Annotated in this window: 10 protein-coding genes; 8 read left to right on the top strand and 2 right to left on the bottom strand. The window is 33.5% G+C overall.

From position 1 onward, the window contains the following. The 3 genes from ACSULM_RS11240 to ACSULM_RS11230 all read left to right on the top strand — a co-directional run. On the top strand, positions 1 to 914 hold a 914-nt coding region (locus ACSULM_RS11240), incomplete at its 5' end, for an Ig-like domain-containing protein (RefSeq protein ID WP_436862776.1). 217 nt (positions 915 to 1,131) lie between these two features. Beyond that, complete coding sequence (locus ACSULM_RS11235) at positions 1,132 to 1,455, top strand: hypothetical protein (RefSeq protein ID WP_436862773.1); 324 nt, start codon at positions 1,132 to 1,134, stop codon at positions 1,453 to 1,455. Between the two features lie 106 nt (positions 1,456 to 1,561). Then, the gene (locus tag ACSULM_RS11230) at positions 1,562 to 2,746 is read left to right on the top strand and encodes a YbfB/YjiJ family MFS transporter (protein ID WP_436862772.1); all 1,185 of its coding nucleotides are present in this window, start codon (positions 1,562 to 1,564) and stop codon (positions 2,744 to 2,746) included. Between the two features lie 6 nt (positions 2,747 to 2,752). Here the strand turns inward: ACSULM_RS11230 and ACSULM_RS11225 are convergent, their stop codons facing one another. Next, on the bottom strand, positions 2,753 to 3,952 hold the full coding sequence (locus tag ACSULM_RS11225; protein WP_436862770.1) for an MFS transporter: 1,200 nt from the start codon (positions 3,950 to 3,952) through the stop codon (positions 2,753 to 2,755). Between the two features lie 191 nt (positions 3,953 to 4,143). Between ACSULM_RS11225 and ACSULM_RS11220 the strand changes: the two genes are divergently transcribed. The 3 genes from ACSULM_RS11220 to ACSULM_RS11210 all read left to right on the top strand — a co-directional run bounded on the left by ACSULM_RS11220 (position 4,144) and on the right by ACSULM_RS11210 (position 6,769). Then, entirely contained in the window at positions 4,144 to 4,794 is a 651-nt protein-coding gene (locus ACSULM_RS11220) for an SDR family oxidoreductase (protein WP_436862768.1), read from the top strand. Between the two features lie 189 nt (positions 4,795 to 4,983). After that, entirely contained in the window at positions 4,984 to 5,730 is a 747-nt protein-coding gene (locus tag ACSULM_RS11215) for a glycerophosphodiester phosphodiesterase family protein (protein WP_436862767.1), read from the top strand. Between the two features lie 49 nt (positions 5,731 to 5,779). Then, a complete protein-coding gene (locus tag ACSULM_RS11210) occupies positions 5,780 to 6,769 on the top strand; it encodes a Gfo/Idh/MocA family protein (RefSeq protein WP_436862766.1) in 990 nt (329 codons plus the stop codon). A gap of 108 nt (positions 6,770 to 6,877) precedes the next feature. Here the strand turns inward: ACSULM_RS11210 and ACSULM_RS11205 are convergent, their stop codons facing one another. After that, positions 6,878 to 8,017, bottom strand: a complete 1,140-nt coding sequence (locus ACSULM_RS11205; RefSeq protein WP_436862765.1) for a glycerate kinase — start codon at positions 8,015 to 8,017, stop codon at positions 6,878 to 6,880. 1,020 nt (positions 8,018 to 9,037) lie between these two features. On the opposite strand from ACSULM_RS11205, the gene ppdK reads away from it, so the two are divergent. Further along, positions 9,038 to 11,674: a pyruvate, phosphate dikinase gene (gene ppdK / locus ACSULM_RS11200; RefSeq protein ID WP_436862764.1), complete on the top strand. Its 2,637-nt coding sequence runs from the start codon at positions 9,038 to 9,040 to the stop codon at positions 11,672 to 11,674. Then, positions 11,664 to 12,479 (top strand): pyruvate, water dikinase regulatory protein, encoded by an 816-nt coding sequence (locus tag ACSULM_RS11195; protein WP_436862762.1) that lies wholly within the window; start codon positions 11,664 to 11,666, stop codon positions 12,477 to 12,479. The genes ppdK and ACSULM_RS11195 overlap by 11 nt, the downstream gene beginning before the upstream one ends. Positions 12,480 to 12,608 lie beyond the last annotated feature (129 nt).

The following is a 12,608-nucleotide window of genomic DNA, read 5'->3' as shown; positions in this document are numbered from 1 at the left end:
CAACAAATGTTGATCTTAAAGGCGATGAAAATATCGTTGTAACAGCAACAGATAAAGATGGAAACGTGTCAGGTGAAGCAACAACAACAGTTACAGATACAACAGCCCCAGAAGCACCAACGGTGAAAGACGTAACAAGTGACGATACAACAATCAGTGGAACAGCGGAACCAGGATCAACAGTAACAGTAACGTTCCCAGACGGAACAACAGCAACAGGAGCAGCTGATGATGAAGGCAACTACACAATAGACATCCCAGCGAATGTAGACTTAAAAGGTGGAGAAGTGTTAGTTATAACAGCAACAGATAAAGATGGAAATGTATCTGAAAGTACTGTTACAACAGTAATAACTTCAGGAGAAAATCCAGGTACAGGAGAAAATCCAGGTACGGGAGAAAATCCAGGTACAGGAGAAAATCCAGGCACGGGAGAAAATCCAGGTACAGGAGAAAATCCAGGTACAGGAGAAAATCCAGGTACGGGAGAAAATCCAGGTACAGGAGAAAATCCAGGCACAGGAGAAAATCCAGGTACGGGAGAAAATCCAGGTACAGGAGAAAATCCAGGTACGGGAGAAAATCCAGGTACGGGAGAAAATCCAGGTACAGGAGAAAATCCAGGCACAGGAGAAAATCCAGGTACAGGAGAAAATCCAGGCACAGGAGAAAATCCAGGTACAGGAGAAAATCCAAGTGCGGGAGAAGAACCAAATAATGGAAGTAATAGTGTTAAAGAACCAACAAAACCACAAAAAATAAATGATAGTGGTAGACAAAACTCAGCAAATGAATTACCAGAAACTGGTGAAGATGAAGTCCGTAATGGTACACTGTTCGGATCTATCTTTGCAGGGTTAGGAGCAATATTATTATTTGCTAAACGTCGTAGAAAAGAAGACGAAGATAAGTAAGTTATTTTGAAGAATTAAATTAAAATTTGGCCTTTCATCTTTCTTGGATGAAAGGCCTTTTTAATTATAACGATAACTTTGAATTTAAATGTTAGGTCCCAAAAAAATAAACTTGTATTAACTTTAAAACAATTGCTCTTGATTAGTTAAAAATGTTTATCGATTGTGTATGATGTGTAAAATAGTATATTAGAAGGATTTTAACTGGGGGATATCTATGTTTATTATCATTCAATATAGTAGAGGTAATACGTTATTTTATTTAAGAAATCAGAATAAAGAGCCAATTAATTCTAGAGTTGTGGCAATTCCATCTAAGGATTATAAAAGCATTTTATTATCACACATTGAAGAATTACTCATCCAAACTAATAATAAAACTGGTGTAATAGATTATATTTTTTTAGAAATGAATGAAATTGAAAGCTTAGATGTAAATGCAGTATGTGAAGTAAGTAGATATTTAACAAATAAAATACATGCAGACGTAATTGTTACAAATAACATAGATACAATAGACTATAGTAAATATATAGAATGAAAAAATACTATAAAGCAGTCATATTTACTTTAAAGTCAAGTTATAATAGGTGTGTAAAATAATTTTAAAAGAGTATAAAAAAAGGTTAAGAAAGGCGTGAAGTTATATGCAAAAGGCTTATAAGCAATTGGCTTTAGGTATGATTTGTTTGTTCATTGTTATGGCAATAGGACGTTTTGCATATACACCGATAATGCCTTTTATGCAACAAAGTAGCGATATGAATGATCAAAGTGCGGGTATTTTGGCAACAATGAATTATTTAGGATATTTAATTGGTGCAATTATTCCAATCTGGTTTATTATTCTTACTAAAGCTACTGATCTAAAAATATACTTAATTATTAATATTGTTTCTACAATTTTTATGGGGATTTTTAATGACTATTTAGTTTGGATTATACTAAGACTCATCTCAGGTATAACTAGTGGCGCAGTGTTCGTACTAGCATCGAATGTTACACTTGAAGCATTAAGAATTGCTAATAAAAATCGTATTTCTGGATTATTATATAGTGGTATTGGCGTGGGTATCTTTTTAAGCAGTATTTTTATTTACTTATATACCGATAAAAACTCTTGGGAAATGACTTGGATGATTTTAGGAATAAGTTCATTGCTATTAGGGGTTTTTGCTATTATTGGTTTGAAGGATAATAATCCAAATAAAGAAGAGTCACAAAATAAAGAAATGAAACAACATGAAAATGGTGAAAAGTTAAATAAGCGATTTGTGTTTGTTTTTTCAATTTCTTATTTTTGTGAAGGTGCAGGATACATTATTACGGGCACTTTCTTAGTTGCTATAGTAAAAGCGATACCTGATTTAGCAGATTACGCTGCTTTAAGTTGGATGTTTGTAGGTTTAGGTGCTATTCCTTCAGCAGTGTTATGGTCAATGATGGCAGGCAAATTGGGTCATGCAAAAGCAATATATCTTGCTTTTGTTTTACAAATTATTGGTGTGATAATGCCAGTATTCTTAGAAAACATACCAGGCCTGGTGATTAGTTCGTTATTATTTGGCGCTACGTTTTTAGGATTAACGACATTGTATATGTCTAAGGCACAAGCACTCATGTTTCAACACAATAGTAGTCTCAATTTGGTAGCATCATTAACAGTGATCTACAGTTTAGGACAGATGATTGCTCCTGCGGTTTCAGGTCTATTAATAGGTAATGAAGGCAACTATGATGCTGCTTTGATTTTCGCTGCGATTATTCTTGCTATTGGCTTACTTAGTAGTCTTTATAGTTTTGAAAAGTTTAAGAACGAAGAAAAGAACTGATTAGAATCAGTGCTTTTTATTTTGTTTAATTGTTAATGAAATAATGAAAGCAATGGCCATAAATCCAGTAATCATTATTACAACGCCCGGCCATTGAATGAAGCTGTAGAAAATACCAGCTAATGTCCCACCAACAGAGGATCCAATATAATAAAATAACAAATAAAGACTTGATGCTTGCGCTTTATGATCTTCTGCCCGAGTTGTTACTACAGAACTTGCAATAGCATGACCACTAAAGAATGCATAAACACTAAATGCCAAACCAATTATTTTAAAAGGTAATAGAGGTATGAGCGTAATCCAAATTCCAAAAATAAGTGTCAAAATGCAAAATTTTAAAGCATTTAATGTACCAAGTGCTAAACGCAATTTAGCATTTAATATTGATGAGATCATGCCAATTAAAAATAATAAATAAACGAAACTAATAACGGAAGCGTGCAAATTGTATGGTTCTTCAGCAAGTGCAAATCCAATATAGTTAAATGCTGCTATATTACAACCTAAAAGTAAAAAACCTATCATAAACGGTTTTAATAATTTTATATTTTTTAAATGGGCAAGGTAACTTGTTAATAAAGACTTTATAGACAAATTTTGTTTTTCAAAATGTTGGGACGGTGGTAATAAAAATATGAAAATAATGGTAGCTATTACACTTAAAATGGCAATGGAAATCAAACCTATTTGATAACCATAAATACTAGAAATGTAACCGGTGAATATTCTGCCAAAAGCGCCACCAAATGCATTTCCACTGATATAGATACCCATAGCTTCTGGTAAATGACGTGGTGAGATTTCTTCTCCAATGTAAGCCATGGCGATTGAGGGTAGGCCCGCTAAACATATGCCTTGAATCAGTCTAACTATTAAAAATGTGTTGAAATCTAGGATGAATGGTTGTAATAACGCTAAGAGGGATACAGAAATAACAGAGAAAACCATAATAGGTTTACGTCCAACTACTTCTGATATTGCTCCGAAAAATAACATTGCAATAGCTAATGAAATGGTTGAAGCAGATAATGCTAAACTTGCTATGGTTTCATTGACGTTAAATGATTTCGTAAAATGAGGTATTAGTGGTTGAACACTATACAAAATTGAAAAGATAGTGAAACCAGCTATGAATAGTGCAATGATAATTTTTGAATAAGATTTTGTACCTTTTTTTACATAAACACTATTAAAATTTTGCATTGCATCTCACCTCACTTAATATAATAACTTAATGGTAGCATGAAACGCATAATATAAAAATGTATAGAATTTATGTGAAATATTGATAAAACATAAGCGAAGTTTTATTCATTGACTTGAGAAGTAATTAAGCGTTAATATATGCATGTGCATATAAAAAGTAATAGCTATTTCCTAAGGAGGTTTTAATTATGAATATTTTAGTGATTGGTGCAAATGGAAATACGGGTAAGAAAGTGATTCAGAAACTTAATGAAACGGAACATACTTCTGTTGCTATGGTACGTAGAGAAGAACAAATCAATGAATTGAAAGCACTTGGTGCGGATAAAATAGTACTTGGAGATTTAGAAAAAGACTTTTCTCATGCATTCAAAGATATTGACGGGGTGATATTTGCAGCGGGTTCCGGTGGTGCGACAGGTGCAGATAAAACAATGCTCGTTGATTTATGGGGTGCAAAAAAGGCTGTCGATTATGCTGAGCAATCCAAGGTTAAGCGTTTTATTCACTTAACTGCTACAGATAGTCTTGATCCAGACAGTGAAACAGAAAATATGAAACCCTATGCAGTAGCTAAAAATTTATCGGATTATTATATAAAAAATAGTACGTTAGCATATACATTAATTCATCCGGGTCCATTAAATAATGATATTGGTAGCGGAAAAATTGACGTTACAGTGGAACTTAATAATCATCCGAATAGTTATACGATAGCACGTGAAGATGTTGCAACAACTTTAGTACAAGCTTTAGACATAAATTCACTTCAAAGAGCGTCTATTTTCATACAATCTGGCGATCATGATATCAAAGATGCGTTAAATCAGTTGCAATAATTCGGAAATCACAACCATTTTAAATACACTCTACAAGTAAAGGCAACATTTTAACTTGTAGGGTGTATTTTATTTGTATCGTAAAAACATTTTGAAATATAGGTAGATTATCTGTACTTAATATATAATTTGAAAAATAAATAAATTAATATCATAATTACTGTAACATTAGTTGAAGAGGATGGTTTGATGTTTACTATTTATGGACATAGAGGATTGCCGAGTAAAGCTCCTGAAAATACACTTGCTTCATTTAAAAAAGCGGTATCTGTATCAGATTTAAAATGGATTGAATTGGATGTTGCAATAACAAGAGATGAACAATTAGTGATTATTCACGATGACTACCTAGACCGTACAACAGACATAGTTGGTGAAGTGTCCCAGCTAAATTACAATGAAATAAAACACGCATCGGCAGGTAGTTGGTTTGGTAATGAATATGAAGCGGAACTTTTGCCTACTTTAAAGGAGATTATAGATTTAGCTAACAACACAAAAATTAATTTAAATATTGAGTTAAAGGGTGTTAGTGGACCGAATGGTAGCGTATTATCAGAAAGTATGGTTACTCAAGTATCAGAAATATTAAAATCATTAGACTCTCAGATAGAAGCATTAATTTCTAGTTTTAATATTTACTTAATAAAATTAGCTGAAAATATCATGCCTCAGTATCAAAGAGCATTAATTTTTAAGGCAAGTGGATTTGGTGAAGATTGGAGAACGTTATTAAATTTCTGTAATTCAAATATCGTGAATATTGAAGATACTAAACTCACACAAGAGCGTGTAAAAGAAATAAAAAATGCAGGTTATTCGTTGAATGTATGGACAGTAAATAATCAATTATGTGCGAATCAATTGGCAAATTGGGGTGTTGACGGTATATTCACGGACAAAGCAGATAATTTGATACATTTGCAACGTTCATAAAACATAAAAGTAGAGCTAACCATAAAATGAATATAAAGGGAGAAAAGGTATGAATATTGGAATCGTAGGTGCAGGGAAAATTGTGAAAGAAGCGCTGCCAGTAATAGAGCAAATATCAGATTTTACAATTCAAAGTATTGTATCATCGGGGAGAAATCCAGAAAATGTAGAACAATTACAAAAACAGTTCAATATTAAAACGATATATGAAGATTATGAGTTGTTTTTACAAGATGCTAGCATTGAAGTAATTTATCTAGCTGTTCCTAATCATTTACATTTTGACTATGCGAAAAAAGCAATTAAACAGCATAAACATGTAATATGCGAAAAGCCGTTTACGTTAACAAAAGATGAACTGCTCGAATTAAAAGCGTTGTCTGAGTCACACAATGTTATGATTGTCGAAGCAATCACAAATATTTATCTAAGCAACTATGAAGTCCTAAAGCAATCTATTACTGAATTAGGGAATTGTAAAATTGCTCAATTTAATTATTCTCAATATTCGTCACGTTATGATGATTTTAAAAACGGTGTGATTCAGCCAGCATTCGACCCTGCTAAAGGTGGCGGTGCGCTAATGGATATTAATGTCTATAACATACATTTAGCCGTGGGTTTGTTTGGACTGCCAGATGCTATAACATACTCAGCGAATATTGAAAATGAAATTGATACATCAGGTATTTTACAAATGAATTATAAAGATATGAAGGTAGTCTGTGTTGGTGCTAAAGATTCAAATTCTGATAATCAATCATATATTCAAGGGGACGCTGCAAGTATAAATATTAAAGGTCCGACCAATGAGCTGAAGGTATTTGAATTGAAATATAATAATGGCGGCACACAAGTATACCAAGTCAATCCCCATAACCATCGCATGCACGAGGAATTTGTGAAAATTGCCCAAATGATTAACGATGAAAATTTTGATTTGGCTAAACAACAATTAGAACATAGTATCAATGTTATGGGAGTATTAACACAAGCTTTAGAAAGTGCAAATATAAAAGCCGGACCATCGTATAAATAAAAAAGTGAGGTGATGAAAGTCAATGTGTATAAAGTTGATTTTTTATCACCTCGTTGTCATTTAAGTTAAACATACAAGTGTTTTAGCGCTGAAAATGGAAAGAGTTTATCAAAATTTTGCATTATGAAAAAATGTTTTAATGATATTTTTAGTGACTTTTTTGATAAGTTGTTCTGAATTTTGAATTGTGTCAGCTAGTGATAGCGGTCTATCAGTTAAACTAAAAGCGCTAATGACACCTAAATCTGACAATCGCTCAATATCTATATCAACAGTACCACCGATAAAAATGATGGGCACATTAAACTTTCTTGCACACTTTGCAATGCCTAGAGGTGTTTTTCCATAAAATGTCTGAAAATCTATTTTACCTTCTCCAGTAATAATTAAATCAGCATCTTTTAAATGTTGCTCTAAATTTGTGTAGTCAATGACCACTTGAATGCCTTCTTCAAAATGGTTAGGGAAGAATGCCTTGAAAGCAGCACCTAACCCGCCAGCAGCAACAGCACCAGGTGAATTATGAATACGAATATTAGTTTCAGCAGCAACTAAATTTGCCCAATGTTCTAAGTTACTATCAAGTTGATTTATTTGTGCCATTGAAGCGCCTTTTTGTTTACCAAATACATGAGAAGCGCCATTAGGACCAATAAGTGGGTTTTGAACATCTGAAGCAATAGTGAATTTGCAATGTTTAATACGTTGATCGAAATAGGTTAAGTCAATTACTTTAAGATTTTGTAATGCAGCACCTCCGAAATTAATTTCTTGTTGTTGATTGTCTAAAAGTTTTACTCCAAGCGCTTGAAGCATACCGGAATCTCCATCATTTGTTGCAGATCCACCAAGTGCAATGATGAAATTTCGAAAGCCTTTATCTAATGCATTAAGAATTAATTCACCGGTTCCAAAAGTAGTGGTATCCATAGCATTCAAACAGTTTTCTGGTATATGTTTTAACCCAGAAGCTTCGGCCATCTCTATGACGCATGTTTTGCCATCATTTAAAACACCATACTGTGCACTGACTTGATTTCCAAGTGGACCTGTAACATTAACTGAATGAAATGTTCCGTTAGTAGCATTGACTAAAGACTCCATTGTACCTTCGCCACCATCCCCAACAGGCAACGCATGTACATCAGCTTGCGGATAAATTTCGGAAATACTTTGTGACATATAAGTAGCGATTTCTGTAGCGGACATACTTCCTTTGAATGAGTCAGGAGCTAAAATAATCTTCATTTAAGTATCCTCCTTGTTATAAATCTTAAAATTATTTGTCTTTATTGTAGCCTTTATTGAAATTTTAACAAAGCTATAGATGCAATAAATTGTAGTATTAAAAACCAAGATAAAGTAAAGGTTTGGGCAATATAATTTATAAACAACATAAAGTAAGGAAGCTAAAATATAGTGAATTGCTAATATTCACTTTACAAATTACACGATGAATAATATAATAAATTTAAGTTATTACTAAATAATTCTATAAAATATGAAATAATAATCTTCGTAGATGCAAAACGTTTTGTCCTCAATCTGAATTTTCATGTCTGAAATGGTGCCATAATTGAGTTAATAAGTAATAGCTCGTATCATTGGATATCGTATCAGTGATGCACTTTGAAATGAATGGAAGTGAACAATATGTATAGGTATTATGATTAATTTCAAATCACAAAAATATGCAAATACAACTATCTATCAGAAATGGTCATTTAAATGACTTATTTAATTTCAAAGCACTATATTGTGTCGTAAAATTAAAAAGATTTATCATGAAAATCCTACTTAAGTGCTATTTTTAGTACGTTGCTACCTCCCATTAACATCTAACACTCTGTTAAGTAACTCACTACTTCTCTATCTATTTCACCTACTTATACAACCACTAAAATTTAACCAGTTTAAACAAAAGCTTTTTGAAATAGAATGATTTCCAAAAATTGTGTACGTCTAAAATAAAACAGTAAGAGTGATATTGATATGCGAACTCTCTTAAAATATTTATTTAGCAATATCATACAATATGGTGGGAATGAAGGTAGTAAAAACTGGTATTAATTTGAAAGAAGGCCTCAATAACAATGTACTTTGTTATTAGAGGTCTTTTTTGTACTAAAGATGAAGTATTTCTATAAAAATAGACAAAAAAATAAATATATGCGATTTAATTTCAATATTTTAGTTGTCATTTCTGTATTAATGTGACATACTCTATTAAAAATAGTATGACATAATAATTATTTGAGGTGATCGAGTATGACAAAATATATTTATGCTTTTGATGAAGGACAAAAATCAATGAAAGAATTATTAGGTGGTAAAGGTGCAAATTTGGCAGAAATGAAGCGGTTAGCCTTACCAGTACCGGATGGATTCACAATAACTACCGAAGCATGTATTGAATATTTGAAACAAGGTGCAAAACTTTCAGATACATTAATGAAGCAATTATACACAGAATTGGAAGCGTTTTCTTATAGAACTCAAAAAGCATTTTCTTCGGACACGGAGTTATTACTTGTTTCTGTGCGTAGTGGTGCAAAAATTTCAATGCCGGGTATGATGGATACAATTTTAAATTTGGGTTTAAATGACGACAATGTAAAAAAATTAGCAGTTAAAACGAATGATGCACGATTTGCTTTTGATTGCTATCGCAGATTGTTGCAAATGTTTGGAGAAGTAGTGTACGACATTCCTATGGCCTCATTTGATACATATTTTAACCAATATAAAAAACAAAAAGGTTATCAAAATGATGCAGATATTCCTGCTGAAGGTTTAAAAGATATTTGTGAATATTATAAAGCTATTTATCTAGAAGAAGTGTACAAACCATTTCCACAGGACCCTGTTAAACAATTGACGGAAGCGATTGAAGCCGTTTTTAAATCTTGGGATAATGAGCGTGCGCGTGTATATCGTGAGTTAAATGAAATTCCACATGATATTGGAACAGCTGTCAATATTCAAGAAATGGTATTTGGTAATAGTGGAGAAGAGAGTGGTACGGGTGTAGCATTTACACGTAATCCTGTGACTGGTGAAGCACAGTTGTTTGGAGAGTATTTGTTGAACGCACAAGGTGAAGATGTTGTAGCAGGAATACGTACACCAAAAGACATTGATACGCTCAAAGGTCAGATGCCTACTGTGTATCAACAATTTGTAGAGGTATCACAGCAACTTGAAATGCACTACAAGGACATGCAAGATATTGAGTTTACGATTGAAAATGGAAAATTGTACATTTTACAAACACGTAGTGGTAAACGTACAGCACGAGCGGCTATACAAATCGCTGTTGATTTTGTTGAAGAAGGTATTATAACAGAAGAAGAAGCACTTCAACGTGTCGATATTAAGTCTATTGATCAACTATTACATTCTAATTTTGATGAGAGTGCTTTAAAACAAGCAGTTTTGGTTTCTGATATGGGATTGCCGGCGAGTCCTGGTGCAACGAGTGGGAAGATTGTTTTCTCAGCTGAAAATGCAAAGTTTGAGTCGGAAAAAGGAAATAAAGTCATTTTAATGCGACCTGAGACGTCCCCAGAAGATATTGAAGGGATGATTGCGAGTGAAGCTATTGTAACAACACATGGAGGCATGACATCACACGCAGCTGTAGTGGCACGTGGTATGGGTAAATGTTGCGTGACAGGATGCTCTAACATTGAAATTAACGTAACAGATAAAATTGTAAACTATCCAGGTGGAACGTTATACGAAGGAGATATTGTATCCGTAGACGGAGCGAAGGGTGATTTATATAAAGGTGAAATAGCAACGATAGAGGCAGAGAAAAGTGAGGCCTTCGAAACGTTTATGAAGTTGTCAGCATCCAAAGCGAGATTAGATGTGCGCATGAATGCTGAAACGGTTCCAGATATTCAAGCTGGATATCAATTTGGCGCAAAAGGTATTGGTCTTGTACGTACAGAGCACATGTTTTTTGCACCTGAACGACTGATCGAGATGCGAAGATTTATCTTATCAGATACGCAAGATCAACGAATAACTGCATTAAACAAAATTAAGACATACCAGGTTGCTGATTTTGAAAAAATACTAGAACTCTCTGGTGAACGATCAACAATTATACGCTTATTAGACCCACCGTTACATGAATTTTTACCAAATTCACAGGATGAGAAACAAGCTGTAGCTAATCAGCTAGATGTACCGGTTAGTGAGCTAGAACAATTAATTGAAAGTTTAAATGAAGTAAATCCTATGCTTGGTCACAGAGGGTGTAGGCTAGCAATCACATATCCTGAGCTTTATCTAATGCAGGCTGAAGCTATTATTGAAAGTGCACTGCGTATGAAAGCTCAAGGCGTTGCGTGTCGTCCTGAAATAATGATTCCTTTAGTCTCAACGGTTGCTGAATTTACGATACTAAAAGTGAAAATCAAAGAACGTATAGATAAAATACAACAAGAAGCGGGCGAAACAATAGACTATATGATTGGAACTATGATTGAGACACCTAGAGCATGTTTAATTGCTGGTGATTTAGCAAAAGAATGTGATTTTATGAGTTTTGGTACAAATGACTTAACACAGCTTACATTTGGATTCTCCCGCGATGACGCTGGAAAATTTATAGGGGAATATGCGGAAAAAGGAATATTAGAGAAAGATCCATTCCAAACGATAGATTTGGAAGGTGTAGGTAGTCTTATCAAGATAGCTACTGAGTATGCAAAAGCAACTAATCCTGAAATTAAAATTGGTGTTTGTGGTGAACTTGGTGGTGACCATAAATCAATACAATATTTCAATCAACTTAATATTGATTATGTGTCGTGCTCACCTTTTAGAGTGCCGGGAGCATTACTTTCAACAGCACAGTGTGAAGTGGAGGTCGATTACAAATATGCTAAATGATTCAATGGATCCACAACTAAAGCTCTTCATCATCTCAGACTCATTGGGTGAGACGGCACAACGCATGATTCATGCGACGTTAACGCAATTTCCAGATATCACACAAATCGAAATGAAAAAGTTCCCTTTTATAAAAAGTAAGGATGAATTGATACAAATATTGAAAATTGCACAATCTCGTAATGCAGTTGTTGTGACGACATTGGTTAACCCAGAATTCAATATAGTGGGACAGAAATTTGCACAGGAAGCTGATATTCCATATATAGATTATATGTCGGATTTAATTGGTATCATTCAAAATCGTACTAACTGTGACCCCATACTGGAAAGTGGTGCTTTACGTAAACTAGACGAGCATTACTTTAAGCGTATAGAGGCCATGGAATACTCTGTGAAATATGATGACGGTAAACATTTTACAGATATCGGTGAAGCAGATGCACTTATAGTAGGTGTTTCAAGAACGTCTAAAACCCCGTTGAGTATGTACTTGGCAAACAAAGGGTATAAGATTGCCAATATTCCATTAGTGCCTGAAGTAGATATTCCAGATGAAGTGTTTAAGCTGAAAAAATTAAAAGTATTTGGTTTAACGGCCAGTCCCAACTATATTTTGAATATACGAAATGAACGTGTGAAAGTCTTAGGCTTACATGGACCTACAAATTATAATAGTATTGAGCGAATTAAAGAAGAATTAAGCTATGCTGAGGTTATATTCGAAAAACTAAATGCAACAGTGATTAACACGGAATATAAGTCTATTGAAGAATCCGCCTTTTATATAGAAAAGTTCTTATAAGGAAGTCTAAAGTTTCATTTTTATTTAAATCTTTGAACTAGTAATTAATATTTAAGACTTCGGTGTGTATTGATTTTTAAATAATAAGACTACATGTGTCTGAAGTAGGGAAGTCTAAGAGTGATATTA

The organism is Staphylococcus caeli (assembly GCF_051413795.1).
Taxonomy (GTDB): Bacteria; Bacillota; Bacilli; order Staphylococcales; family Staphylococcaceae; genus Staphylococcus; species Staphylococcus caeli_A.
This window is presented reverse-complemented; position numbering and strand designations above follow the sequence as displayed.